Below are 26342 nucleotides of genomic sequence, written 5' to 3'. Positions count from 1 at the left end.
TCGCTTAGCATCCGTCCAGAAAGGGCCTGCAAGGAATGAACTGGTTCACATCGCTCTGGGATCAATTGCCACTGCTGTTGATGTTGTCACCCGTGATCGGGTTTCTCGTCACATCAGCTGCGGCATTGACCGAGCGGGATCTGGTTCGTCACTTTGCCGTCTCTAACGCAGTGTGTACCCTGCTGCTCTTCGGTGGCGTCGCCTGGCAGTCGATACTCGAGCGGAATGACGAGATTGCGGCCAGACGCCTCGTTCCTGAACCGGGCGCGAGCGCGCGTTCCATCGCGGATGACCGTGAAATTCTGCACAGGCAAGTCGACAAACAGAGGGCCGACCAATACTCGCAGCGTTGGCTGGCCGTCGACGGGATTAACCTATGGCCCACGTTCGTGTTAATCCTTTGCACGTGCATCATCTTGTGGCGAACCGAAGAGCCTCACAATGGCTCAGGATGGTGTGCCCCTGGTGTGCTGTTGTTTGAATCAGCATCGATCGGCGCCATGCTGGCGTATGACCTGCGGTTGTACCTTGTCGCGTTTGGAACGGCAGTGCTGATCATGTCCGTGCTGATCGGCCAATCGGGTGGATCGCAACGGCGAACTCTCGCCGAACGATTTCTGTGGATGCAACTCTGCGGCGGAGCGTTCGTCATGCTGGGGTTCGCGATGCTGGTCATGGCGGTTCCCTGGATGAAAATCGAAGATGCGTCTCCCCCACCGAAAGCCCTCTGGAACATCGCCGCAATCGTGTTCGAGATTCAAAAATGGATGTCGAACAATCAACTGGCGTTTCATTATGCAGGCGACGTTTTTCCCTGGATGTTTTGCCTGATGTCGTGCGGCTTCGCTATCCAGTTTGGACTGTTCCCCTTTCATTCACCGATGCTTGCCATCTTTCGCAACACGCCTGGCCCCATCGCCACGTTGTGTCTGGTCGGTTTATCTTCGGTCGTCGGCACGGCATGGCTGCGATTCGTCTTTCCCATCGCACCATCATTGTTCATGGAACTGGACGGAATGATCGTCGCCGTCGCACTGGGAAGTGCCCTTTGGGGCGCCCTGCGCGCGATCGTACCGAGCAACCCGCAAGTGCGTTCCGCGAATATCTTCCTGAGCCTTTCCGGTCTCTCACTCCTTGGCTGTCACGCGTTCAGTCTGACAGGACTTTGCATGACATGGCTGATGCAGCAGCAACTGATCACCTCGCTCGCACTGTCTTGGATCGCACTTGGCGCCACCTCAGTGGGAACTGCGGACACCCCTCCCCGTGAGACGTCGCGGGAATCGAACCGGGTACTGCTCTTGATGCTCGCGCTCTTCGCGGCCGGACTGTTCGCCAGTAGTGACCTGTTGTTTTCGGAACTGATCGCGGGCAGCTTGCTCGTTTTGGCTTGCACCCTTGTGGCCACTATTCTTTCGGCAATCGCGGTCTACAGCATGTTCGATGAATTGACCGCCCGAACGTTGATTCCTACCGAGACCACAGCCGTCAAACGCCGCAGCCACTGGACACTGGCCCCGTTGATTGTCGCTGCGGTCATCGTGAATCTGGCCCCGAATCTGATGTTACGTCAGTGCGAGCCTGAGTTTGCGCGCCACTTTCCGCGGCTTGAACCGACGGCATCGGCCAATTCCGCCGCAACAAGCTCTGACAACCTGCCAGAAACGCCGTAACGTAGTCGCAAAATAAAACGATTGCGAAAGATTCTCTCAGTTTTCCGATTTTGACAACAGTTGCAGGCCCGGGTTCACCGATACACCGAATAGCTGTTGTTGTATGACGGGCCGTCGGAACACGGAGCACGATTCATGGAATCGCAAGTACAGACTCGAGCCTGCTCGAGTCTCGATCTGTCTCCGATCATGCATGGCGGCCATACTTCAATCCGACCGCTGATCAATCGAGGAATCTGGTTCATGAACCATTCACTGTTCCGCAATGTGACCTTGGCTTTTGTGGCATGCGCTTGGCCGGCCATTTCCGAAGCCCAGTTCTACGGACAGCCCCTTCCCGCCTATTGCACGATCGACCCACCGGTCGTTCCCGTACAGTGCACCGTGACGCGCAATCGCCCCGTGGTGACGACACAGCTTCAGGCGCAGCAAGTGACGACGTTCGCGGATGTCGCCGAAACCCAGGTTTGCCACAAGCAAGTGGTCGAAAACATCCCCGTGACGAGCTGCAAGACGGTCACCGTCGATGAAGGCGGCTACCAAATGGTCTGGGTTCCGAAACCGGTCACCAAACAAGTCCAGCAGACCACGATTCAACAACAGGTCAAAACGGTCGCGGTGCCTGTGCAGGTCACCCGTCGCGTCCCCCAGGTTTCGACGCGAATGGTGCCCGTCCAGTCGGTGCAATACGTTCAGGAAACAGTTCCAGTCCAGGCAACGGCCTTCGCTTCAAGTTGTGACACCTGTAACGGCGGCCCCGCGCTGGGAATGCAGTTCGCTCCGACGACGATCGGTGTGGCGGCACCGCGGTTTCAACCTGCCCCCTATTCATCGGCCATGATTCCAACCATGCCTGCGATGACGGTGCCATCGGGTGGCTATCCAGCAATCAGCTCCACCCCTCAATTCCAACCTGCAACTCCGGTTGCACCGGCACCACGGCCTAGCCCCTACGAAGAAACCGTTCCAGCTCGCTCCGTCCCCGCCCCACGCGAAGAAGCGACGGTCCCCGCGCGAAAGACGTCAATGTTCACGGGTGTTCCTTCGGCCGCAGCTGCATGGCAACGGAACGCACGCTAGTGGTACCGCTCTTAAAATGACGACCCGACCCCGGCCATAAACCGGGGTCGGGTCGTTTCTGAGGGAAGAGTGACGATGATCAGTTTGGATAAAGCGCTTGCGCTGTTCGAACGTCGCGTTACGGAGAGAGGATGGCGAATCTCTGCCGAGACAAACGTGCGGAGCACATGGAGTGGGGAAGCCTGTCTTCAAATTTCGACACGACACAAACACTCTCGCATTAGAAGCCACTTATAGAACGGCCGGTCGCTCCGCATCTGGCTGGCTCAATCTGTATACGGAACCACCTGCCCCTGGTCCAGAAATGCCAACGTTAGACGAGTGCATCAGTTATGGATTGGACCTGATGGGGAAATATCTAATCGACGAGGGCATAACCGACGACCGACTCCCACCTCGATCGTTCCTGCAACAAGCAAATCTCAATCATGCATGTCGGAACGTTTGGTAATCTGCTGAGCTAACGGAGACTGGCGCCGCCCAGATCAAAAAACGCCATGACATCGTGAATGCCAAGGTGCCTGTCCTCCTTACTTCAACAGGGTGTTCGAGGACCAACTCAGGCCTTCGACCTTGTCAGCTTTTAGGACACCCGCTCTCGTCATGCCCCCCAATTTCATCGCTCTTGCTGGGAATCTTATCCGCGCCTAAAATGCACGGTCCCGAGGGAGTGCGTAATCGGTCATGACGACGTGAGTTATGTCGACACATCCCTCGACTGCGATGGTCTCTGCGAGTGATGCGTGCCTTCTGATCCGCCAGCTTTGAACCGCATTTCCGTCCTCGGCTCTACGGGCTCGATCGGCACCAGTTGTCTGGATGTGATCGAGGCGCATGGCTCACGTCTGCAGGCGACCGCGCTGACCGCTCACCGCAGTTGGGAACCATTGGCCCGGCAATGCCAGCGAACAAAACCTCGCTTTGCCGTGCTGGCCGACCCCGCGACACAAAAGCTGATCGGTGGCAACGCCTTTCCGCGCGAAACCGAGGTCTGGTTCGGTCCTGAAGGCGTGGAACGAATCTCAAGTCATCCTGACGTCGATACCGTCGTCTGCGGCATCGTCGGTGCAGCCGGACTTCGCGGCGCGTGGGCGGCGATCGAATCGGGCAAACGAGTTGCCATCGCCAATAAAGAAACACTCGTCGTCGCCGGCCCGCTGGTCATGAATCTAGCCGCAAAAACAGGCGCACCGCTGATCCCCGTCGACAGCGAACACAGCGCAGTCTTCCAAGCCATGCTTTCGGGTCGCCGACGCGATTTGAAGCGAATCGTACTCACAGCCAGCGGGGGACCGTTTCGCGGATGGTCGCGAGATCGGCTCGAGCAAGAAGCGACCATTGCCCGTGCGCTGGCACATCCCACCTGGCAGATGGGACCCAAGATCACGATCGACTCCGCGACGATGATGAACAAGGCTCTCGAAATCATCGAAGCCCGCTGGCTGTTCGATCTGGATGCCGATCAGATTGCGGCCGTCATTCATCCCCAGTCCATCGTGCATTCGTTCGTCGAATTTCTGGACGGCAGCGTGCTGGCTCAACTGTCGCCGCCCGATATGAAACTGCCGATCCAGTATGCCCTGACCTACCCCGAGCGATGGGCGGGAACCAGTCCGACCATGGATTGGACGCGCGCCCACCAGCTCGATTTTCTCCCTCCCGATCTCGACGCGTTCCCAGCGTTGGCACTCGGGTTTGAAGTGGCAAAGCGCGGCGGGACCTGCGGCGCCGTGCTGAACGCGGCGAATGAAGTCGCCGTCCAGCGATTTTTGGACGGAAGTTTGAAATTCACAGAAATCCCACAGGCCTGTGGTGATATTCTGAAAGGACACAACTTCGACGCTCAACCAAGTCTGGCGGAACTGCTTCGCCTCGACGACTGGGCGCGAAAGGAGATGCAACGGTGGAAATCCTCGCTGTCGAATTAATGCCGCTGGCCATCAAAGCGTCGAACGTCGCCCTGGCGGCGCTCGGACTGGGCCTTGTGATTTTCCTGCACGAACTGGGGCACTTCGCGGTGGCCAAGTGGTGCGACGTCAATGTCGAGCGATTCAGCATCGGGTTCGGCCCGGTCCTGTTCAGCCGGAAATGGGGCGAGACGGAATACGCCTTATCACTGATTCCCTTCGGGGGCTATGTGAAAATGCTGGGCCAGGACGATGCCGACCCCAGTCAATTGACGAGTGAAGAAATCGCCGCCGATCCACGATCGTATGTCGCCAAGACAGTGCTGCAGCGCATGGCCATCATCTCGGCCGGCGTGACGATGAACGTCCTAACTGCGTTCCTCTTCTTCATCGTCGTCTTTAAAGCCGGGTTCCCCACATCACCGTCGTTGATTGGTGATGCACGACCTGGAATGCCCGCATGGGAAGCCGGAATCGCCGCCGGTGACTTCATTGAGAAAATCAACGGCAGCCCGATTTCAACCTTCGTCGACCTGCAAATGAGTGTCGCTCTGTCGTCGGGCCCGCTGCGTCTTGAAGGCAAACATGCCAATGGAGAGCAGTTCGATATCACCGTCGAACCCGACGCGACACGATCGCATCCTCAGATCGGCGTGACCCCAATGGAAAGCCTGACGGTTTATGAACCAGTTCCAGGTCGATTCGCGGCAGACCCCGAACACGGAATCCGCAAAGGTGACCAGATCACCAAAGTGGGCGACCAAGAGGTCAAAACGGCGGTCGAATTCCACCGCGCTGTTGCCGCCAATACCAAGAATCCGCTCGTCATTACCGTCGAGCGACACTTTGACAACAAGGGAATCAAGCTCGCCCAGCCAACGACCGAGACAATTACCCTGACCGACAATTTCTTCCGCACGCTGGGCATCACCCTCGATACGGGACCGATCGTTGCCGTCCAACATGGCTCCCCCGCGGAGAAGGCCGGGCTGCAAAAGGGCGACAAACTAGCGGCACTCGACGGCCTGAACATCGGCACCGAAATCGATCCGCTAAAGCTTCCCGTCGAATTCGCCAAACGGGCGGATACCGAAATTGAAGTGATCGTCACACGACAGCCGGTGGGCGGTGGACGCGAAAGCGTCACGTTGAAACTGGTTCCTGACGACGCACCGGGTTGGCTCGATCAACCGGAACAACCGGGCGAACCTCTTTCGATTCCTTCGATCGGCGTCGCATTCCATATGCTGCCCGTCGTGCTCGCGGTCGCGCCAAACAGCCCGGCCGAAAAGGCAGGAATCAAGCCTGGTCCTCTGAAGCAAATGATGCTGACCAAGCGAGCCGACTTGCCGGCCAGCAGTCAGGACGAGGTCAAAGATTCGACGATCACCATCAAGTTCGATGACTCGGACGTGAAGAACAACTCGGCCTGGGCTTTCTGGATGCTGCAACGGTTCCCGAATCGCAAAGTCACATTGACCGTGACGGAAGATTCGACCCCTGTGAATGTCGACGTCGATCCCGAGCCCGATCCCAACTGGTTGCTTCCGATCGTGGGTATCCGCTTGGAAAGTAAGCGGCTCATGCAAAGAGCTGATACCATCGGCGAAGCCTGTGCTATGTCGATCAAACACACACGCACATCCGCCCTAAATATTTACCTGACACTTCGCAGCCTGGTAACCGGTCGGGTGTCCTATAAAGAATTGCACGGCCCACTGGGCATTGCGAAGACGGCCTATCAGTTCGCACAGGAAGGCTGGATCGCGATGCTCCTGTTCCTGGGCTTCCTGAGCGTCAATCTCGCGGTGTTGAACTTCCTGCCGATCCCGGTCCTCGACGGGGGGCACATGGTCTTTCTGTTGTGGGAAGCCTGCACGCGACGAAAACCAAACGAGAAGGTGCTAATTGGGGCCACCTATGTCGGCTTTGCCTTCCTGCTGTGCCTGATGGCACTCGTGCTGTACCTGGACTTGTTCATCCATCCCTTCGCGAAGAAGTGACAAGCCAACCGTACGGACCAATGACGACGATGAAGTGAGAAGGGCCCGGGACGTGATGTCGTCCCGGGCCCTTTGTCTTGAATCACATTTCCTGCCACAAACCAAGGGTCTTGCACTTCCACATAACCCGACCGAGCCTGAGGTTCAGAAGGCCGCTTCAGTTCCTCAATCCGGCCACCACTTTCCGCCCCCTGCGATATTCACTCACGGAGTGAAATCGCTCGTGGAATCCACCGACAGGCAGAAGCGGGCGATCAACTCCGCCGCATGATCTAGATCTTCCAGCGACACGACTTCCACCGGGCTGTGCATGTAGCGGTTCGGGATACAGACCAGTCCCGTCGCCACACCGCCCCGCGTTAGTTGCAATTGCGCCGCATCGTTGCTCGCCGCCGTCGCCAGACCATTGATCTGGACAGGCATCTCCAGTGCCCCCGCCTGCTCAATCAACCGCTCGAACACCACCGGGTTCACATTGGGACCACGATAGAGCACCGGGCCTTTCCCCAATTTGACGCGACCGTATTGGTTCTCGTCGATCGTCGGGCAATCCGTCGCATGCGTGACGTCAACGACAATTCCTAGCTGTGGATCGATCTGATGAGCACTGGTCTGGACACCCCGCAGACCTATCTCTTCCTGAACCGTCGACACTGCAAACACCGCCGCCTTGGGGTTTCCTCGCCGGACGCGTTCTGCCGCCGAAATCACGGTCCAGGCCCCGACCTTATTGTCCATCCCGGGCGCGGCGGCCAAGCCGTTTCGCAACTCGCGATATCCCAACTGGACTGTAATGGGATCGCCGATCGCCACCAGGCTTCGTGCTTCTTCTCCATCTTTCACGGCGATATCGACCCACAAGTTTTTAATCTCGGGGACCGTCTTACGATCTTCGGGTGACTGCAGGTGAATCGGCTTTCGAGCAATCACTCCAGCAACGGGACCTGTTTTGGTCCAGACCTGAACGTCCTGCCCGATGAGGACCTGCGGATCCCAGCCGCCGATCGCATGCACCCACAGAAATCCTCGATCGTCGATATGCTTCACCAGCAGACCAATCTGATCGCAGTGACCGGCAAGCATGATCCGGGGCGAACCCGTCGGATTGACCGCGACAATCACATTCCCGTGCCAATCGGTGCGCACCTCATCCGCGAACGTACCCGCGTAACGACGAACCACATCCTGCACCGGCCGCTCATATCCGGACGGACTAGGTGCGTGAAGTAAATCCTTGAGAAACTGCAAAGCCGCGCTATCCATGAGGATCTTTTCGTCGAAAAAGGAACCAGATCAACCACCCCCACAATCATAAACATTGCCCCCAATCCCTGGCGAGCCCCCCTATTTTCCTCTTCTCTGTGTCTCCGCGTCTCTGTGTCTCCCTCACCACCAGTGCGTTTCCGAAGTACGCGTCGCGTCCATGTGGGTCCAGCGGCGGTGGGGAAGACACTGAGGCACGGAGACACAGAGGGAAATCTAAGGCGTGCCGTTTATCGAACGGTCCGTCGCGGCAAAGTTCACGGAACGGAAGCGGGCGGCGCGGCAGATGTCATAGACGTAGATCACGTCGCCGAGGGGGACCTCTGCCCCAATGTCGAGATTCACAGGAATCTCATTGGCTGCCGCGGCCAGCGAACGGAGCGTCGCCCCGAGATTCGCGAGATCATCAAACTCACGTTCTTCGAGAAACGCACGCGTCTTTTCACCGACACGTTTCAGCCGAATCCAGACCTCGCCCAATGGCTTTTCGCGTTCCTGCTCCGTGACAGCCCCCACATCGCCCGCGCGGAAATCCGTGGGCAACAGCAACTCTTTCATATGGCCGGTCGACGCGCAGATGAAAAAGATGAGCAGTTGAAACACCACGTCAATCAGCGGTGTCATGGCCGTTTGCATGTCGGCTTGAGAAGCTCGTTGACGTGAGGTCGGAATCCGCATGAAGGGCGCTTTGGTTCTGAAAAGAGGAACTCGTTCGATCACGTACCGTAGTTCAATTTCTCCGAATCCGACAGATGAAGTGACTGGCCCAGATCGAAAAAGCACATCCTTCCGATTGTCGTTTTTTCACCAAGTTGCCAACATGACGGACTGTTCAAGACACAAGGAAACTCGTTTGGATGTCGTCGTGCTCGAACTTGCGTCTCAAGGATTGGAACCGGCTCATCGGTCGAGACGACAATTGGCGCCCGGTCAACGGTATGTGATCGGCCGCGACACCGACGCCAGCATCAGCATTCCTTGGGACCCGCAACTATCGCGTCGTCACGTTCAAGTCGACGTGCATCTGGACCATTTGCAACTGACGCGTCTGGATTCCGCTCGCAATCCGCTGTTCTTCGCCGGAGAATCCGTCGCCACTTGCCGCGTCGAGATCGGGCAGCATTTCGTGATCGGTTCGACGACCTTCCATCTGGCACCGATGGAAGCCGAACCCGGCATCGTCGCCGTTCCGTTTGAAGAAGTTGCCTTCAAACCACAAGAACTCAGAAAAATCCGCTATCAGGATCCCGAGAATCGCATCGAAGTTCTGACTCACCTGCCCGAGGTGATCTCCGGCGCCAGAAACGACGACGAACTCTATCACCGCCTGGCGAACCTTCTGCTGAAAGGCGTCGTCCACGCAGAAGCTGTCGCCATCGTGACGACGGCGGGCACAGACGATGTCCAGATGTTGCACTGGGACCGTCGGCATGAGACTGCGGGGCCATTCCGCCCCAGCCGCAGGCTCGTCACGGAAGCACTCGAACGCCGCAGGTCGAGCGTCCTGCATATCTGGGAGAAGGATTCACCACAGTCTCACGACAAGACTCTGATGCAGGAATTCGATTGGGCCTATTGCACTCCTGTCCCTGGCCTGGCTCTGGAATCGGCGGGATTGTACGTCGCGGGACGGATGGGAAAGACATTCATCCCCGGCACGACGCTTTCGGACGCATTGCAGCTTGAAGCGGATGTGAAGTTTACGGAACTGGTCGCCGAGATCATCGGAGCGGTCGTGCGCGCCAAGCGATTGGAACGACAGAAGGCCGGACTGCGGCAATTCTTCGCGCCGCCGATCTTGGCCGCACTCGGTGATGAACTCGACACGACACTGCTCGAACCGAGCGAATGCGATGTGACTGTCATGTTCTGCGACCTGCGCGGCTTCAGTCAGCGAGCCGAAACCGAAGTCGGCGATCTGATCGGTCTGCTGGAACGAGTCAGCCGCGCACTGGGAGTCATGACGCAGCACATCCTGGAGAACGGTGGTGTCACCGGCGACTTCCAGGGTGACGCGACACTGGGCTTCTGGGGTTGGCCGTTTCCCTCACCCGATGCCGCCGTGCATGCCTGCCGGGCGGCGCTCGGAATTCGTGCCGCGTTCGCCAAAGCCGCCGCCACGCGCAATCACCCGCTCGCCGACTTTACGATGGGAATCGGAATTGCGCACGGCCGGGCGGTCGCCGGGAAAATCGGAACCGCTGAGCAAGTGAAGGTCACGGTGTTTGGCCCGGTCGTGAACCTCGCCAGTCGACTGGAATCGATGACCAAACAGCTACGAGTCCCCATCGTCTTGGATGAAGCCACAGCCCGCATCGTCAGGCCACGACTGGCAAGCAGCGAAGGCCGCCTCAGACGACTGGCCAAGCTGCTGCCCTACGGCATGGAAAACCCGGTCATCGTCAGCGAACTCTTACCGCCCCTCAGCGATGATCCCGATCTGTCCGACGCCCAGATCGAAAGCTACGAACGCGGGGTCGAACACTTTATCGAGGGCCAGTGGGACGAAGCCTATCGCTGTCTGCACGCCATGCCGCCTAGCGACCGCGCCCAAGATTTTCTGATGCAACAAATCGTCTCACACAACCGCACCGCCCCGGAAAACTGGGACGGCATCGTGCGTTTGCCGAGTAAGTAGGCTTGGTTTTACTCGCCGAATTCGCCAGCGGGGATTGCGTAAAACAGATCTGTCTTACGGTGCCTCGAACTTCTCAAAGCCGTTCAACTCTGGGGCGGCATTGTCCGAAGAAGTGCGTTTCTTGAAGATGGAACTGCGTTCCTTGGGAATCACCGGACGGATGCGCTGATCAACATCAAGGCGACGAAGTCGAAACCCCGGTGACTGTTCAGGCGGGATCGGGCCCAAACGGATCGACTCCGACTGCCCCGACAGCATTGTCAACTTTTGCGTCGTGAAGTAACTCGTCACCCCTCGTTGCGTCTCAACCGATCGCTGCACCGCAATGGCGCCAGGCGGAACGAATCGCTGATCGAAAAATCGGTCAGGCAAAATTTCCGTATCCCAAGTGTGAAACTCGATATTCGCGACAGGTTGAGTGACGAAGTGAATGGACTGTTTGTCGTCTTCGTCTTTCGCGATAGTTCCGTGCAGCCGCGACCATGGCTCAAGTTTCACGCTCTGATCATTTGTGAATGAGGAAAGCGGCATCAAACAAAAACCGGTCTCATGAATCGCAGCAAGATATTCTTCCTCCACTTCAGACCGAATCGAAAACAATCCCCGTGCATCGGCCACGACACGATGTTCATCGTGGGGATCTCGCAACTGTCCATTCCACAAATGAATCGCAACATTCTGATTTGCCGTCGGGAGTAATAGAACGTCTGCACCGGCAACCGATTCACCTTTGACATCCACGATTCGTCCCGTTCGCATCTGGCTTCCCAGAGGCACCAAGTCACCCGCAATTCGCAAGCGGTCATAGCGGGCACTGGCACGCGTTGAAGCGACTCGGCTTCGCACTCCATCAACTCGATCTTTCTCAAAGAGCCGACGATAAAGTTGAGACCGTTTGGTGTTGATTTCCTTCTGTCGGGCTGCGGACCCGAGCGTATTGACGAATACGGGAGTTACGACTCCATGTGCGTCAGATTCTTTGTTCAGAATCTCTTCGATCTCGTCCCATGTTACAACTTGATCATCATAAAGTTGGACATGCTGCGCGAGAATGAAAGCGACATGATTCGCTCCTGTTGGATTCTTGGATTTTCTCGATGGCCAATGGATTTGTGATGACAAAAATGAGTGCGGGTCAACGCGGACCATCGCCATTTCGACCTGACGTGCGAACGGCTCACCGTCAAATTCCGTCGTTTCGCCGGACACGAGATTCTGCTTCGAGACCAGATGCGACGAAACAGTTCTCGAATCGTGATTCACGCGTCGTATCGTCACCGGCCCAGGCACAACGAATTTTTCATCGAATGTTCCATCGGGATTGGAACGCTTCGACCAGACATTGAACGTGGGTGGCTCGATCTTCGAAGAGGGCTCCCCGATGTTCGGACTGCTGGCAATCCAAATTGAATGCTGCGGTGGTGCGTTCTGAGGGAATCGCCAACGAACTCGAGACCAGGGCTTGAGTCGCAAGATGTGATCCGTCTTGAATTCGTCAATCGTCGCAATTGCAAACCCGCGTGGATGGATCCCGACGAGAATCTGTTCGCCCATCTGTGCGACGATCTCGAACCGTCCCGCCGCGTCACTGACAACGACATATTCATCGTCCGGATTCTCTAAGCGACCGTCGCAAAGATCGACGCCTTGACGATCGCTCACATCTCCAGGAAACAGCGTCATGGTACTCCTCAAAAGCAGGACTTCCGCGTTGTCTTGGGGCGCCCCGTCTGGATCAACGACTTGCCCCTTGGCCCGCAGAGTATCAGCGTAAACGACGGGGATTTGTGGAAGCTGGTCGTAGCGGTTTGAGATTCGCAATGACGCATGTCTCACCGCAAACGGCTCAATTCTGCTCTTTTGAGAGAGGCGCGCGTAAATCTCTGCAAGTTTCGTTGATGGATCAGAACAGAAACGGGTCAGCAGAAAGACTGGCTGAATTGTTCCGTGTTGTTTGCATGCGTCATTCAGAATCTGTTCTGCCTGGCCCCAAGTCACGAATTGTCGGCGATGAACCAGAACATTCCGAGCCACCGTGAACGTGACGCGGGGCAATGGATCAGCCGCGGGAACGGCCTGAGTGTTGTCCCCTGATTTCAACTCAGACATCGGCTTCGTCTGCGTTTCTTCGGCGCGACGCTTTCTCTCAAATTCTTCCAGCGTTTCCTTTTTCTGATTGTCAGGAATTGGACCAACATTCACTTCCGCGGATTCACCGGGTTTTAGTGTTGGCGAAGCGACTGGAAACAAATAGCGAAACATCGCATCAGTGACGATGCCTCGTTGCACCGTAATCGAGCCCGGTGGAAGAAATTTCTGATCGAACGTTCCGTCTTTCGCGAGTGGAGTTTCAGCGACGTTGAAGAGGACATTCAGTCGATTTGCCGAAAAATTGACGGATTGCGTCACGTCATCTTTCAAATAAACGCTGCCATGGATACAAGACCAAGGCTGCAATCGCAGCAGCCTCTCTCGCTCAAATTTTTCCAGACTCGTCATCACGAATCCATGCGGATGAATCCCGACAATGAGTTTCTCGTCGGGCTCGACAACCACTTCAAATCGCCCCAAGCCATCGGAGTTGACGACGTGCTCGTCGTGTGGATCGCGTAAACGCGCGTTACGAAGGGACAGGCTCAATCCTCCTGGCCATTCTGTGGGCAACAGGACGATCTCCGCATCGGCGAGTGGTTTATCATCCGAGTCAACAACCTTGCCCGTCCATCGCGCCGACTCATCCATTACAAAATCCGCAGGCGTTTCGATGCGGTCGTAGCGTGCAGAGGCGCGCGGTGAGATCGTGCCCCCAACCGATCCGTTGAGCTTTTTTGAATCGGACAACCGCTTACAGAGTTGATTGACGGGAAATTTAGCTATCCGCTGAAAACCGCCATTGGTATGCAGAAATGCAGGCCGAATCTTCCCATGGATCGCACATTCGTCGTCGACAATCGTCTCGATCTCGTCCCAGGTGACGATCTGCCCTTCGTGGAAGAGCTGATGCTTGGCGACGACGAACACAACCGTTCGGACATTCTCAATCGCAGGGGCCGTCCCCTCTTTTTCATCGTCCGATTTTTTCTCCGCCTCAGGCAGCTTCGCCTGCTGATCTTCAGCGGTCGCCTTGGCAGAACGGAAAAGTGAGGATGCCGTCACGAAAAACATCAGCAACAATCCCGCCAGCACGATCGCCACGGGGCCTGCCACGACCGATTTCGCCGCAGGTAAACCCATGATGCGACGAATCCGATCTGCCAGACGGCCTCCGTCAACAGCGACGGCCAACGACATCGGCTGAGTCGCCTGGCGCGCCAGTTCGAAGAGCGCTTTGGCATAGACGTGTCGGTCGCCAATCGCCTGAAGCGCGATCGCATCACAACAGTGCTCACGTTCATCACGGATCATGCGGCTGACCCACCAGACCGACGGATGATAGAACAGCAGCGTCTCGACCAGACTTTGCAGCACGTTGACCAGATAGTCATGACGCTTGATGTGTGCCAGTTCGTGCGCCAGCACCGCTTCAATCTGCTCGATGGTCAGACCCGAAGTCAGTGAGACGGGAATCAAAATCACAGGGCGTAACCACCCTAGCACCAGCGGGACGCGCACCAACGCCGTCTGCATGAACTGCACACCGGCCCGGACCTTCAGGCGCTCGGTCAGCGACCTGATCGTGCTGGTGAGCAGTGAATCCGTAACGACGACGCCCGATCGTCGCAATCTTCGCACGGCGTAGAGCGACAAAATCATTCGCGTCCCGAATAACGTGACACCACTCAGCCAAACCGCAACCAACATTCCAGACCAACGTTGGATCGCCGTGTCAAAAAATTTCCGCCAGGTGAGGGTTTCGGCCCTTTGCGCCTGACGCGGTCGATCGACGACGTCATCGGCATTGAGGATGGCGACTTGGGCGGGTGAACGTGGCACCTCAAGGGGGAAACTCCGTTCTGATGTCATTGTCGGATTCGACAATTTCAGCACGGGACGAACGTCACCGCTCAGCACAAATCCCGTGACCAGCGGCAAAGCGGTCATGACCAACAGCACCCCGCAGGCCAACCCATACCGAGTCCTCGACGCCCGCTGATCCACGACCTTCAACGCAATCCAGAGCAGCCCTCCAATCGCAGCACCCTGCCAGACGAAGTGCAACAAGATCCACGACAACCAACGGACGATCAGATCGAGTGGAATCATGGCCATGACAATCCCCCTGGTTTTGCCGCGCGATGTGATCGAGCGTTTATTTGGAACGTTGCTCAAGTTCGTCGAGCATGCGCCGAATCTCAGACAGTTCTTCTGGTGTCACTTTCTTGGCAGCCAAGGCCTGCATGACCAATTTGTCGGCCGAGCCATGAAAGGCTGACGTCAGCAGATCCTTCACCAGTCTGCGTTGTGTCTGTTCTTCGCGAATTGAAGTGGAATAGACGTGAGACCGCTCGGATTCATCGCGTGTCACCAACCCCTTGTCCGCCATGATCTGCATCAGCTTCAAGATGCCGGTGTAGCCCACCGTTCGAGACTTGCTCAGCACCGTGTGCACATCACGGACGGTCGAGGGCCCGTTCGCCCAAAGGACACGCAAAATCTCAAGTTCAGATTCGGTCGGCGACTCTTGTGGCTTGGGTGACATCAGCAACGTCTCTCATCAGAACAGTCATACGAAGTCATTCGTAGTTCCAGATCGTACGAAAAAGTTCGTAGTTCGTCAATAAAAAAAGGGGGACGAGAAAATCCCGCCCTCCAATTGAACGCGTCGCCGTGCCTCAAACACGGCACAAAGGAAGCCCACTCGAGCTAAAAATCCACAACGCGCGGGCGGCCTCCCGATTCGCAACTCATCCCCCGACGCGGACTAAAGAACGCGGGGGGAAATCATTTTCTCGAGTTTGACGATGTCGGCGGCGAACTTGCGGATGCCTTCTGCCGTTTTTTCGGTGGCCATGGCGTCTTCGTTCAGTTCGAGGCGGAATCCCTTCTCGTCGAACGAAACTTTTTTCAGGTCTGCAGACGATGCGGCGTTTGCGTCGAGCTTCTTGGGAAGCGGGTCGGTGGATGCGGCGAGTTCACCCAGCAGTGCCGGACTGATCGTCAGCAAATCGCAGCCCGCCAATTCGGTGATTTCCCCCTTATTTCGGAAGCTGGCGCCCATGATTTCAGTTTTGTAGCCGAACTTCTTGTAGTACTGGAAAATTTGCGTGACCGACTGCACGCCGGGATCTTCCGTGGGTGCATAGTCACGTTTGTTGGCCGCTTTGTACCAGTCGAGAATTCGACCGACGAACGGCGAGATCAGTGTCACTCGAGCCTCGGCACAAGCGACCGCCTGCGGGAACGAGAACAACAGAGTCAGATTGCAGTGAATACCTTCTTTTTCCAGCTTCTCGGCGGCGCGAATACCCTCCCAGGTCGAGGCGATCTTAATGAGGACGCGGTCACGGGAAATCCCATTCGCTTCGTACAGTCCAATCAGTTGCTTCGCTTTCGCGATCGTTCCTTCGGTATCGAATGACAGACGAGCGTCCGTTTCGGTGGAAACACGACCAGGCACGATCTTCAGAATTTCCAGACCGAAATTCACCAGCACGTGATCAATGATGTCTTCGATCTGTTTGGGTCCGGTCAGGCCCGACTGTTTGCGATCGGTAACCGCCTTATCGACGAGATGCGCGTATTCGGGCTTCGACGCCGCGGCCAGAATCAATGACGGATTCGTGGTGGCGTCGCGCGGCTGATAGGCCTTCATCGATTCGAAGTCGCCCGTATCTGCCACGACCACCGTCATTGTCTTCAATTGATCGAGCTGTGAATTTGAACTCGCCATGAAAGGCCTCCCGTAGCCTGATTGTGAAATTGCGACGACTTCTTCAATGTTATCGAGGTACCATACGTCGCGACTGAGAATTCCAGGTCTTGGACAATCGAACGCAAATCTTATTCCGACGGCAATTCGATCCAGAGTTCACGACCTTCGATGGTCACTGGAAATCGAGGATGCTGTAGCTGAGCATTCAAACAATGGCGGCCCGTGGTCACATCGAACTGCCATCCGTGCCAGGGACAGGTCACAACATTCTGGGATAGGGCTCCCTTCGCAAGCGGTCCGCCCGCGTGAGGGCAGATCCCATCCATCGCATGGAACGCACCTTCAACATTGAAAAGAGCCACAATTCGCCCACCCACCACGAACTCGCGCCCTTCCCCCACCGGCACATCACCAACACTCGCTACCCGAAACCGTTTCGTCACAACCACCATCCCATTCGTATTGATCCGACCCTCTGTGTCTCCGTGCCTCTGTGTCTCCCCAACTCCCGCTGGACCCACATGGACGCGACGCGTACTTCGGGACCACACTGGTGGTGGGGGAGACACAGAGAAATACCAAGACGGTTATCCAAGAGCCTTGGCAACCGCCGCCTGAGTTTTTTCGAGACCGGTCTTGGCCACTTGGAACGCGTCCTGTTGCCAGTATGTGCGATTGAAGAGTTCGAGTGAGAGCACTCCGCGATAGCCGTTGTCACGCAGCGTGCGGAAAATCTGCCCCAAAGGTGCGACGCCGTCACCGGGATAGACGCGTTGTGAATCGTTGATCGTGTCGCGCGGCGGGTCTCCTGGATAATCGTTGACGTGAAAGTTGTGCATTCGAGACGAAGCAAACATCCCCAGCCCTTCGAAGTCTGAGCCACCTTTATAAATGTGGTAGATGTCGAGCAGGCAACAGGCGGCGGGATGAGCCGCCTCAACCCCGATGAAAGCCACTTCGCCCATCCGGTGCAGCGTCTTGGCGAATCCCCACAGTTCGAGCTGCGGCAGCACACCTTCCGCCTGGCCGACTTCGCACAAGGCCCGATAGCGTTCCGCCAGCTTGAAGGGATCAAGCCCTGTCTTGTCGGTCACGCCCACTGGAGGCGCCGCGATTCGAGTCCCGCCGATTTCTCTCACCAGCCCCATACAGCGTTTGGCTTCTTCCAACCCCTTCTTCCGCTCATTTTCATCCTCATGCAAAAAAGCGGCGAACCCAATCGCACTTTCGACGGTCAGTCCGGCATCAGAAATCCGCTTACGCAAATCCGACAGCGAACCTCCCCCTTTGACATACGTGTCCAATTCACCAATCCACGGTTCGATCCCCGTGTAACCCGCTTTGGAGGTGACTTCGATACCGCTGACAATGTCGATCTTTTTTCCCTGGTATGAACATTCGCGAATGGTGCTGGTATTGAGGCAGTATCGGAATGGCTGCACATGGTTTTCTGCCGCAGGAGCAACCTTTGGCACGACGAGCGAATTCGCGGCCACTGTGGCCGCTGTTGCTGCAAAAAATGTTCGACGAGAAACCGACATCGACATTACGGATACTTTCGTTGGGTCTCTGAAATTGAGGCGTCAAACAGGCCGTTCGTGGGATTCACCATCCCTACCAATTCGCGGATTGGCGGCAGCGATCGGATTCCGTTCGAACCATCCGCTCGCCCACGACCGCCCGCAACACGAATAAAATTGACAAACTCAGTTTACTTCCCCCGATCTGCGGTGGAAACTGGCGAGAATCAAAGAGCTGCCGGTTTCGTACGCCGAAACCGAAACTCGATTCTGACATGCTCGACAGCGAACGTCAGATGAATTCACACATTTTCCTCGCGCGAACCGTACCGCAAACCTCGAAATCAAATGCTATTCATTCTCGATAACTACGATTCGTTTACTTACAACCTGGTCCAACGTTTCGGCGAAATCGATTCGAAGCTGGAAGTTCGCGTCGCACGCAACGATCAGATCACGATCGACGAGATCGCAGCGCTGCAACCACAAGGAATCGTAGTTTCGCCCGGCCCATGCACGCCGCATGAAGCGGGCATTTCGATGGAGTTGATCCGGCAGTTGGGACCGAAGATCCCAACGCTGGGCGTTTGCCTCGGCCACCAATCGATGGCCGAAGTGTTCCACTCACCCGTGGTCCGCGCCGAGCGTCTGATGCACGGCAAGACATCCCCCATCCATCACACGGGAACCGGAGTCTTTGCCGGCCTGCCGAACCCGTTCACCGCGACACGCTATCACAGCTTGTACGTCCCTGAAGCAACGCTTAGCCCCGAACTGGAAGTCACCGCGTGGGCCGACTTCCCGGGCCACGCCCGCGAGATCATGGGCCTGCGTCACCGCGAGTATCCGATTCACGGAGTCCAATTTCATCCAGAAAGTTTTTTGACAGAAGGCGGGATCGAGCTGCTCAAGAATTTTTTGAAAATCGCCGGACTGTAGTGGAAGGGCCACTCTGCCCTGACAGCTTCACAAGCATCGTCCACTCGCCTGCTTGTCGCGAGTTCATCAAATTGACAATTCCGGTTTGAATTTCCAGAAGTATCATGTCGGCATCATTTCGCACACGCGGGACGTAGGACACCTGATGTCTGGCAACAATCGTACGACCGTGTCCAGTCCTACCACGAATCCACATCCCTCACGTCCGCTGATCCACCAGGTTCGCCGCATGTTCGTCATTCTGCTTGTCACCATCGTCGGTGCCTTGGCTTTGCTCGCCTATTTCCAGCGTCGATTGATTTATCACCCCGAGATCACGTCGCGTATGACCGTAAGCGACTTTGGACTGGACCGATGCGGATTCGATGTGACCGTTCCGACGCACGACGGGCTGGACTTGTACGGCTGGCTGGTTCTGGCAAAATCGTCAAAGAGAGTCGACTCCAATAACCTTGGGCAGGCGATCACCAACGACCGACTCGTCGTCTTGTACTTCCCTGGCAACGCCGGGCATCGCGGTTATCGCATGTCCCAACTCATGCGGCTGCAGTCATTGGATGTCCACGCGCTACTCGTCGACTATCGAGGATATGGCGACAACGCTGGACATCCGACGGAAGCGGCGCTCGCTCGCGATGCCCGAACGGTGTGGGACCATCTGACAGAGAAACTCGGCGTGTCTCCCGGCAGAATTGTGATCTACGGCGAATCGCTCGGAGGAGGTGTCGCAACGCGCTTGGCCAGCGAACTTTGTCAGGGCGGAATGATCCCGGCAGGCCTGATCGTCCAGTCAACATTCGATTCCCTGGTGGCCGCCGCTCAGTTTCATTTCCCCTATCTACCCGTGTCGTGGCTACTGATCGATCGTTTTCCGTCGGCGACGCGAATCACGCAGGTGACCTGCCCCGTCCTGTCGATCCATGGATCACGCGATTCCATTGTCCCCTTCGTCAACGGACAACGCCTGTTCGCCGCGGCTCCCCCAATGTCGAACAGTGGAGTCACAAAAAAAATGCTGACACTTCCCAACACCGATCACAATGACGTGTACGGCGGCCAGGATACCTCGCTAATGATCGAAGGACTGGATCGCTTCTTTGACGAGCGTCTGACAAGCACCAATCAAGAGCCTGATCAGTAGGAGACTGATTAAGCGACGGCTGCCCCCCTGGGACAGCTTCCAGCAATCCTGTTTGAATTGCCGACAAACCAGACCCGCGGCTAGCGGGGCGTGAAGTCAAAAGTCGAGGCGAACGAGCTCATTCGTACCGATTCGCGGCTAGCAAACGGCTCGCCGTACTTGCTGTTGATGGACCAGCCCCAATATCGGGCCCGGTCGCGAATGTCGTCCAAGGCCGTCGGAAATTCCTGGACTCGGCCGGTCAGAAATTGGCTGGCATAACAATGGACCGACGCCATCTTCTCGTCGATTGCGTCGCTGATGTCGAAGACGAATGACGGCTGAGGATGAATCCGCAGATGGATGCTGAAGTAGTAGAAGATTCGCGGCGGGTGAAACGGTTCACCGTCCATATCCGTCCTTGTCAGCTTGGACCAGAATCGCGCCGCCTCGATCAAACTGGTTGCCGCGACATGGTCAGGATGGCTGTCTTCCCAATACGGAGCCAGGATGATCCGCGGGCGTGTCTGGCGAAAGACGGTCGCCAGCTTGCGACGCGCTTCGAGCGTGTGTTCCAGCGTCCGATTGGGCAGCCCCAGATTCTGACGCCAATCCAATTGCAGGATCTTCGTGGCGGCCGCGGTTTCTGTGGCGCGAATTTCGGGCGAACCGTGTGGCGTCGGTTCACCGTTGGTCAGATCGAGCACCCCCACACGAAGGCCCTGGCGATGACACGTCAGTAATGTTCCACCGACGCTGATTTCAGCGTCATCGGGATGTGGAGCAATTGCCAGCAGATCAAGCGGTTGTGCGAAAGCGGGCATGGGGAACTCACCTCGACAGATTCGGGCGATTCTGAGATAAGCTCCGCCGCTTCTCTCCCAACACCCAAAAAATACTCTGCAAAATTACTCCGCTCGATCGTGGAGCCCTGTCATGCTGCGCCCTTACCGTGCCCTATTCTGCTCCATCGCCCTGCTTGGCTGCTGCCTGCCCGGGTGCGCCTCTGTGGGAATCAGGAATGGGATCCCCTATTTCTCCAAGCAAGACGGATTTGAACCGGAAGAGGAAGAAGACAAATGGGCACAGGTCGGAAAGATTGGTCGCGGAAATCGGAAACTGGAAGATGAACGCGACCCGCTGAAGAAGATGCTGATGTCGAAGGAAGCCCAGGATATCGAGCGAAATCTGGGCTACCAGTAAGCATCATTGTCCGCAGAGACCTGAACGCGACGTCGGCATCGCTGTCCGAACCCGTGCGGACCATTCCGCACGTGACTCGATCAAGTTCACTCTTCTTCGCCATCCAGCTCCGGCTTCGCCGCCTTCTTGCGTGCGGCTCGCTTGATCGGGGCGGGCTTGTCTTTGTCGGCGTCTTCCTGCTTCGCCGCGAAAATCCGGCGGACAGACTCGAGCAGCACTTCCATCGGGAATGGCTTCCGCAGGTAGTCAGCGACGCCTAGCATCTCGGCATAAGCCTTATGTCGACCGCCTTCGTTGGCAGTGATCATGATCACCGCAGGAGGAGCTTCCAATGTTTTCAGGAACTCCAATACGGGAAACCCGCCCATCCGGGGCATCATCATGTCGGTGATGACGAGATCCGGCTTCAAGTTCTCGATCTGGCCCTTGCCTTCGATGCCGTTGGGGGCCAGATAGACCTTGTAACCGTTCCCAGTCAGGACACCGTGCAGCATCGACGCGATCTCGCGATCGTCATCGATAATCAGGATTGTTTTGTCAGTGGGCGGGTTGGGCATCGAATCGTCCTCGGCGAGGCGGGAAGTCCAGCAGTCAGTAACTCACAATCGTAAGTCGCGCGCGCATCAGTGACAAGCGGATGTCACGTTCGCAATCAACCAAACAGAACTCACCACGACTTTCGACTGCGACAGGTACCGCAAACACGCGCGAGCCATTCACCCTGTTCATGGGGAATTGCTCGCTGAGAGGAATCAGGAACGTGGCCCACGCCGCTGAGGTCGCCCTTCGTTGCTCGGTCGGAAATCACGTCGTGGCGGCGCCCCAGGGGCGGCCTGAACACGTCGACCACGCAGGCGGACGCCTTGGACCGCTTCCAAAATTTGCTCGGCAAACTCTTCAGCCACCTGCACAAAGCTCACTGTCGCCAGAATCTGAATGCCGCCGATGACGGTCCTCGGTACGTTGGCTTCGTTGGCGATGCAACCGACGAAATCGCCTGGCGAGACGCCCGCGTTGTCACCCACATTGAACTTGATCCAGACACCAGACTCGTCGATTCGCGGGCCCCGTCCCGCCGATTCGCGTGGACGTGTCATCTGCGGCGGACCGTCTTCACCCGGTCCACGCGGCGGACGATCCCCGAATGAAGGATCGCGCGGCGGACGACGCTGTGGACGCGGATCATCTTCGGCAATCCGTTCGGGCGCTCGCAGCTTCTCTTCCGCCAGCAGGTGCATCAGGGCGGAAACGATCTCGCCGGGTGCGTGCCCTGCTTCGATCAGATCTTCCAATAGCTTATCCTGCGGTTTGAAGTCACCCGCTTGAATCGTGTTGTGCAGCGACTCGACCAGTCGGTTCGCGTGCTTCTCTTCCAGCTCTTCCAGTCGAGGCACCGACATCCGCGGGATCTTCGACTTGGTGAACCGAATGATCTGTTGCAAGCGGCCAAATTCACGGCCGCTGACCAGGCTGATCGCCTTACCGCTTTTTCCCGCTCGCCCCGTGCGGCCGATACGATGGACGTAGTCCTCGGCATCGTGCGGCAATTCGTAGTTGAACACGATTTCCAGATCGTCGACGTCGAGCCCACGTGCCGCCACGTCGGTCGCAACCAGCAGTTCAATCTTGCGATCGCGGAACCGCTTCATCGTCCGCTCGCGCATCGGCTGGGTCATGTCGCCGTGCAGCTTGTCGGCGCTGTAGCCACGGGCGATCAGCGCTTCCGTCAATTGGTCGACCTGAATCTTCGTGAACCCGAAAACAAGTCCATAACGCACGTCATGCAAATCGAGCAGGCGGCACAGAACTTCGGTTTTCGATCGATAGTCGACTTCGACGTAGAACTGCTCGATTGCGGGAACGTTCAGCGCAGTCGCTTCAATTCGCACCGTGACCGGATCGCGTGTAAACCGTTCAATGATCTTGCGGATCGGCGGCGGAACCGTGGCCGAAAACAGCACGATCTGACGTTCGGTCGGAATCGATTCGAGAATCGTCTCGATATCCTCGCGAAAACCCATGTCCAGCATTCGGTCGGCTTCGTCGAGCACGACCATCTTAACTTCGTTGAGCTTCAGCGTGCCCTGCTTGATATGGTCGATCAACCGCCCGGGAGTCCCGATGACGATCTGTGGACCGGCCTTCAGGCCACGGAACTGATGGTCATAGCTCTGACCGCCAAAGATCGGCAGCTCACGCACGCCTTTCTTGAACGCCGCCAGTTTGGCAATTTCCTCAGCAACCTGGGATGCCAGTTCACGCGTCGGGCACATCATCAGGATCTGCACGGCGCGATTCGTTGGATCTGCCAATTCAACGGCGGGAATCCCAAACGCCGCGGTCTTGCCAGACCCGGTCTGCGATTGCCCGATCACATCGTGGCCTTCGAGCAGCCGCGGGATCGCTTCGGCCTGGATCGGAGACGCCTGCTCGAACCCCATGCGTTCGATGGCTTTAAGCAGTTCGGGCGACAAGCCCAATTCGGAAAAGAGTTTCTGTGTCATTCCTAGAGTTTAACGGGTTGGGCTCTCTGATCCCAGCATGCGCCACCAACAGGCTCACAACAGTCAACCGCGAAGCCCCTTCACGACTGGTTATGACGGTCGCAAGATCCGTGACGCACACAAGATACTGCGTTTTGCCAACCAAAATCTCGCATCAACGGCCGCTATGGTAACCGAAATTTTATTTGGCCTTCGCGGGCTCTTCCTTGAATTGGTGCGCGCAATCGACGAGCAATCGAACCGCCGCCTCGACCAGCAATTCCCCGGCACCGGGGGCCGTTGTTGAGTTCACGACTTCATATCCACCACCCGTAAACGAATCGCGAGTCGGGACGTACGAGTTTCGCGTTGGCAAATAAATCGTCTCGACATTGTTCGACAGCTCCACGACCAGAGTCGTTTTAAAGGGCGACGCATTCTTGATCGACAGCCCGAATTCGACAAAGACTTCACCTGGTAGTGCCACGATCGCCACATCGCGCCCCAACGTGATCACCTGAACATCAACCGGCAGGCTTTCACCTGAGCCCGCCTTCGTGGATGACAAGCCCCAACCGATCAGCGACATCGTTTCTTCGACGTTGGGATTGCTTCGCAGCTGTTCGAGCACAACCCGTTTGTACGCGTCGACATGTTCATAGAAGTCAGCCTGCTTGCCTCCCTGGATCTCGCGGAGCAACTTCTTGGACTTCTCGAGTTGTTCGGGCGTCGATTTCTGAAGAGGCAATCGCACCACTTCGCGCCGGACCTGCAGTTGTGGTGCTGAAAGTTCAGTTAATTGAGGAACCGCGGCGGCAATCGTGTTGCCCAACGACGTGCCGATGAAATCGGTGGCGGGCCGTTCAGTGGAATTCGGGTTAATGTGATTGATATTCCCGCAGCAACCGTTTCCAAACAGCGAAACGAACTGCCCTCCCAGCGCCCCCTGCAGCGTCCGCTCGATAAAGAACGGATAGTCTGCGCTCCACAAGGTCCCGCCGACCGTATCCAGATGCAGGGCATGCGAACTGAGCATCGCCAGCGGTTTGCCCCCGGCCGGATCACGCAGCAGCAACATGCCAACTTCAGGATCGATAGGTCCCGCTGTTCGCAGCACGTTGGGATCTTTGAGCCCGATCCAAGTTCGCAGATCGCCGTTCTTCATCAGATAGCGACGATGGAATGCCACCGGTGTCTGTTGCAGCGTGGTTCCCGCCGCGAGCTTCACTGGTTTGGCCGACTCGTACGCCTGAACGACGGATGACACGATCGCATCAATCAGATGAGGAACATAAGGTGGCCGCTCTTTCGCGGCAGGCAACGGCCGATCCGTCATGACGCAGAACAGTTCCCGTCCGTAGTCAGGCCCCGTATGAGTGTGCGTCCCGGAAAGAATCAAATGATCGGCCGGGATCCCAACACGCTTCTCCACGCGCTGACGAACGACATGAGACAGATCTGAGGCAATCGCGATCAGATCGCAGATCACGAACGCAGCCGACTGATCCCCCTGCCGAAAGACCATTGCTTTGACTTGCAGCGGATCCTTCGTGCCCGTCGACAACCGCTCGCTGTAGTAACCGCTCATCGGGTACGACGATCCGGGCGTAATATCTGCCGTCGCCACGCCAACTCGCAAGTCGTCGGCGTGTAACTTCGCCGCACCGAAACAAGTGCTCAACACCAGAACGCAAAGAACATCTCGGAGAGGCAGCAGTCGCATTCAGATTTCCCAGCTCGGAAGAAACAGCATTCAAGGCCACCACGATGGTCACGATAGCCTAATCATTTCGGCACGTGATCGACAAACGGTTCGATGACGGGTTTCCGCAGGCGATCATCGTGGCGTGTCGCACGAAGTTTCCGTTCGTAGAGAAATGAGTCCGGTTCAGCGTTTGGGAACCTGGACAGCGGGAAAGCGCCGATCAATGATTCGCGAGTCCTGAGGAAGTGGGATCCGGTTCAGGTCGATCACGTCCCCGTCAACGACAAGTTCAATGTCGACTCGCAATCGATGCTTGAAGCCCACGACGTTTTCAGGAGCCTTGCCTGAATCACGCCACACAGGTGTCGCACGATTAACGAGGATCTGAGTCACATACTCGGGCAGTTCGCCGTGAGGGCCAACCAGCTCTCTGATCGACTCAGCTTCCGGATCATTGGACGACAAATCGCTGCCGAACGATTTTTCATATCGTGCCAACACGGAAGCGACAGGACCGCGAATCCGCACGCACGGTTTGGCATTGGTCAAGAGTTTGCCCCATCCAGGTTCGATCTCATCGACTTTGGAGAGTGTGAGTGTCGAGCCGGGCGTGCGAACCATCATCAAACTCGGCCAGTACTTTTCAAAGTCTTCTTTCGAATCGAACGGAATCGTATAGATGCACTCTTGCAGGCCCGTCGCGCAATCGAGTGACTTTGCAATCGGCCTCAACTCTTCCAGTTCTTTGGGCCAACTCACCGGCCATTCCCCGCGATCTGAAGGAATGATCCACGCATGCACATTCCAGGTGGCCAATAAGGCGAAAGTCAACGCGGCAAGTTGAATCTTTTGTCGCACGGGGATCACTTTCGAATGAAGCACCTGATCGTTCCATTTGATGCAGAGCAAATACGACGATTCATGATCGATGGTGAAAACATCACGTGTCGTCAAATCACCCCGGCCACCACCTGTTCGCATGGCAGAATCGTGTTT

Annotated in this window: 20 protein-coding genes; 8 read left to right on the top strand and 12 right to left on the bottom strand. The window is 56.8% G+C overall.

What is annotated here, in order from left to right:
* Window positions 1-35: 35 nt before the first annotated feature.
* The 4 genes from OSO_RS0135065 to rseP all read left to right on the top strand — a co-directional run bounded on the left by OSO_RS0135065 (window position 36) and on the right by rseP (window position 6663).
* Window positions 36-1673, top strand: coding sequence for a proton-translocating NADH-quinone oxidoreductase chain M (locus OSO_RS0135065; protein WP_010587495.1), 1638 nt, complete (start codon window positions 36-38; stop codon window positions 1671-1673).
* Window positions 1674-1808: 135 nt separating this feature from the next.
* Window positions 1809-2753, top strand: a complete 945-nt coding sequence (locus tag OSO_RS0135060) for a hypothetical protein (protein WP_010587494.1) — start codon at window positions 1809-1811, stop codon at window positions 2751-2753.
* 743 nt (window positions 2754-3496) lie between these two features.
* Window positions 3497-4681, top strand: coding sequence for a 1-deoxy-D-xylulose-5-phosphate reductoisomerase (dxr, locus tag OSO_RS0135055; RefSeq protein ID WP_010587493.1), 1185 nt, complete (start codon window positions 3497-3499; stop codon window positions 4679-4681).
* Entirely contained in the window at window positions 4657-6663 is a 2007-nt protein-coding gene (rseP, locus tag OSO_RS49015; RefSeq protein ID WP_010587492.1) for an RIP metalloprotease RseP, read from the top strand. The genes dxr and rseP overlap by 25 nt, the downstream gene beginning before the upstream one ends.
* A gap of 204 nt (window positions 6664-6867) precedes the next feature.
* Here rseP and OSO_RS0135045 read toward each other — a convergent pair whose 3' ends face one another.
* The gene (locus OSO_RS0135045) at window positions 6868-7926 is read right to left on the bottom strand and encodes a M42 family metallopeptidase (protein ID WP_010587491.1); all 1059 of its coding nucleotides are present in this window, start codon (window positions 7924-7926) and stop codon (window positions 6868-6870) included.
* Between the two features lie 216 nt (window positions 7927-8142).
* The gene (locus OSO_RS49010; protein ID WP_010587490.1) at window positions 8143-8604 is read right to left on the bottom strand and encodes an ExbD/TolR family protein; all 462 of its coding nucleotides are present in this window, start codon (window positions 8602-8604) and stop codon (window positions 8143-8145) included.
* Between the two features lie 175 nt (window positions 8605-8779).
* Between OSO_RS49010 and OSO_RS0135035 the strand changes: the two genes are divergently transcribed.
* Window positions 8780-10564 (top strand): adenylate/guanylate cyclase domain-containing protein, encoded by a 1785-nt coding sequence (locus tag OSO_RS0135035; RefSeq protein WP_237729383.1) that lies wholly within the window; start codon window positions 8780-8782, stop codon window positions 10562-10564.
* A 54-nt stretch (window positions 10565-10618) separates the two neighbouring features.
* Here the strand turns inward: OSO_RS0135035 and OSO_RS49005 are convergent, their stop codons facing one another.
* The 5 genes from OSO_RS49005 to OSO_RS0135010 all read right to left on the bottom strand — a co-directional run bounded on the left by OSO_RS49005 (window position 10619) and on the right by OSO_RS0135010 (window position 17923).
* On the bottom strand, window positions 10619-14773 hold the full coding sequence (locus tag OSO_RS49005) for a M56 family metallopeptidase (protein ID WP_010587488.1): 4155 nt from the start codon (window positions 14771-14773) through the stop codon (window positions 10619-10621).
* A 40-nt stretch (window positions 14774-14813) separates the two neighbouring features.
* Window positions 14814-15203, bottom strand: coding sequence for a BlaI/MecI/CopY family transcriptional regulator (locus OSO_RS0135025; protein WP_010587487.1), 390 nt, complete (start codon window positions 15201-15203; stop codon window positions 14814-14816).
* A 222-nt stretch (window positions 15204-15425) separates the two neighbouring features.
* A complete protein-coding gene (gene tal, locus OSO_RS0135020; protein WP_010587486.1) occupies window positions 15426-16394 on the bottom strand; it encodes a transaldolase in 969 nt (322 codons plus the stop codon).
* Between the two features lie 110 nt (window positions 16395-16504).
* Entirely contained in the window at window positions 16505-16828 is a 324-nt protein-coding gene (locus OSO_RS0135015) for a Rieske (2Fe-2S) protein (protein ID WP_010587485.1), read from the bottom strand.
* A gap of 135 nt (window positions 16829-16963) precedes the next feature.
* Window positions 16964-17923, bottom strand: a complete 960-nt coding sequence (locus OSO_RS0135010; RefSeq protein ID WP_010587484.1) for a sugar phosphate isomerase/epimerase family protein — start codon at window positions 17921-17923, stop codon at window positions 16964-16966.
* Between the two features lie 321 nt (window positions 17924-18244).
* Between OSO_RS0135010 and OSO_RS0135000 the strand changes: the two genes are divergently transcribed.
* Together OSO_RS0135000 and OSO_RS0134995 are read left to right on the top strand one after the other, a co-directional pair.
* Window positions 18245-18835 (top strand): anthranilate synthase component II, encoded by a 591-nt coding sequence (locus OSO_RS0135000; protein ID WP_010587482.1) that lies wholly within the window; start codon window positions 18245-18247, stop codon window positions 18833-18835.
* A gap of 145 nt (window positions 18836-18980) precedes the next feature.
* Window positions 18981-19976, top strand: a complete 996-nt coding sequence (locus tag OSO_RS0134995; protein WP_157605890.1) for an alpha/beta hydrolase — start codon at window positions 18981-18983, stop codon at window positions 19974-19976.
* An 80-nt stretch (window positions 19977-20056) separates the two neighbouring features.
* Here the strand turns inward: OSO_RS0134995 and bshB1 are convergent, their stop codons facing one another.
* Window positions 20057-20779 (bottom strand): bacillithiol biosynthesis deacetylase BshB1, encoded by a 723-nt coding sequence (gene bshB1 / locus OSO_RS0134990; protein ID WP_010587480.1) that lies wholly within the window; start codon window positions 20777-20779, stop codon window positions 20057-20059.
* A 112-nt stretch (window positions 20780-20891) separates the two neighbouring features.
* On the opposite strand from bshB1, the gene OSO_RS0134985 reads away from it, so the two are divergent.
* Window positions 20892-21158 (top strand): hypothetical protein, encoded by a 267-nt coding sequence (locus tag OSO_RS0134985; protein WP_010587479.1) that lies wholly within the window; start codon window positions 20892-20894, stop codon window positions 21156-21158.
* Window positions 21159-21244: 86 nt separating this feature from the next.
* On the opposite strand, the gene OSO_RS0134980 is transcribed toward OSO_RS0134985, so the two are convergent.
* The 4 genes from OSO_RS0134980 to OSO_RS0134965 all read right to left on the bottom strand — a co-directional run bounded on the left by OSO_RS0134980 (window position 21245) and on the right by OSO_RS0134965 (window position 26327).
* A complete protein-coding gene (locus tag OSO_RS0134980; protein WP_010587478.1) occupies window positions 21245-21715 on the bottom strand; it encodes a response regulator transcription factor in 471 nt (156 codons plus the stop codon).
* 195 nt (window positions 21716-21910) lie between these two features.
* On the bottom strand, window positions 21911-23662 hold the full coding sequence (locus OSO_RS0134975; protein WP_010587477.1) for a DEAD/DEAH box helicase: 1752 nt from the start codon (window positions 23660-23662) through the stop codon (window positions 21911-21913).
* Window positions 23663-23843: 181 nt separating this feature from the next.
* A complete protein-coding gene (locus OSO_RS0134970; RefSeq protein WP_010587476.1) occupies window positions 23844-25364 on the bottom strand; it encodes a neutral/alkaline non-lysosomal ceramidase N-terminal domain-containing protein in 1521 nt (506 codons plus the stop codon).
* Between the two features lie 165 nt (window positions 25365-25529).
* On the bottom strand, window positions 25530-26327 hold the full coding sequence (locus tag OSO_RS0134965; protein ID WP_010587475.1) for a hypothetical protein: 798 nt from the start codon (window positions 26325-26327) through the stop codon (window positions 25530-25532).
* Window positions 26328-26342: the final 15 nt, after the last annotated feature.

Origin of the sequence: Schlesneria paludicola DSM 18645 (genome assembly GCF_000255655.1) — a bacterium.
Lineage (GTDB): Bacteria > Planctomycetota > Planctomycetia > Planctomycetales > Planctomycetaceae > Schlesneria > Schlesneria paludicola.
The sequence above is the reverse complement of the archived record's forward strand: the minus strand, read 5'-3'. Positions and strand labels throughout refer to the sequence as shown.

Bases quoted from the DNA above. Each gene is read 5' to 3' on its own strand.
- OSO_RS0135065 (WP_010587495.1), top strand. From the start codon at position 36: ATGAACTGGTTCACATCGCTCTGGGATCAATTGCCACTGCTGTTGATG.
- OSO_RS0135060 (WP_010587494.1), top strand. From the start codon at position 1,809: ATGGAATCGCAAGTACAGACTCGAGCCTGCTCGAGTCTCGATCTGTCT.
- OSO_RS0135045 (WP_010587491.1), bottom strand. From the start codon at position 7,926: ATGGATAGCGCGGCTTTGCAGTTTCTCAAGGATTTACTTCACGCACCT.
- OSO_RS49010 (WP_010587490.1), bottom strand. From the start codon at position 8,604: ATGCGGATTCCGACCTCACGTCAACGAGCTTCTCAAGCCGACATGCAA.
- OSO_RS49005 (WP_010587488.1), bottom strand. From the start codon at position 14,773: ATGGCCATGATTCCACTCGATCTGATCGTCCGTTGGTTGTCGTGGATC.
- OSO_RS0135025 (WP_010587487.1), bottom strand. From the start codon at position 15,203: ATGTCACCCAAGCCACAAGAGTCGCCGACCGAATCTGAACTTGAGATT.
- tal (WP_010587486.1), bottom strand. From the start codon at position 16,394: ATGGCGAGTTCAAATTCACAGCTCGATCAATTGAAGACAATGACGGTG.
- OSO_RS0135015 (WP_010587485.1), bottom strand. From the start codon at position 16,828: ATGGTGGTTGTGACGAAACGGTTTCGGGTAGCGAGTGTTGGTGATGTG.
- OSO_RS0135010 (WP_010587484.1), bottom strand. From the start codon at position 17,923: ATGTCGATGTCGGTTTCTCGTCGAACATTTTTTGCAGCAACAGCGGCC.
- OSO_RS0135000 (WP_010587482.1), top strand. From the start codon at position 18,245: ATGCTATTCATTCTCGATAACTACGATTCGTTTACTTACAACCTGGTC.
- OSO_RS0134995 (WP_157605890.1), top strand. From the start codon at position 18,981: ATGTCTGGCAACAATCGTACGACCGTGTCCAGTCCTACCACGAATCCA.
- bshB1 (WP_010587480.1), bottom strand. From the start codon at position 20,779: ATGCCCGCTTTCGCACAACCGCTTGATCTGCTGGCAATTGCTCCACAT.
- OSO_RS0134985 (WP_010587479.1), top strand. From the start codon at position 20,892: ATGCTGCGCCCTTACCGTGCCCTATTCTGCTCCATCGCCCTGCTTGGC.
- OSO_RS0134980 (WP_010587478.1), bottom strand. From the start codon at position 21,715: ATGCCCAACCCGCCCACTGACAAAACAATCCTGATTATCGATGACGAT.
- OSO_RS0134975 (WP_010587477.1), bottom strand. From the start codon at position 23,662: ATGACACAGAAACTCTTTTCCGAATTGGGCTTGTCGCCCGAACTGCTT.
- OSO_RS0134970 (WP_010587476.1), bottom strand. From the start codon at position 25,364: ATGCGACTGCTGCCTCTCCGAGATGTTCTTTGCGTTCTGGTGTTGAGC.
- OSO_RS0134965 (WP_010587475.1), bottom strand. From the start codon at position 26,327: ATGCGAACAGGTGGTGGCCGGGGTGATTTGACGACACGTGATGTTTTC.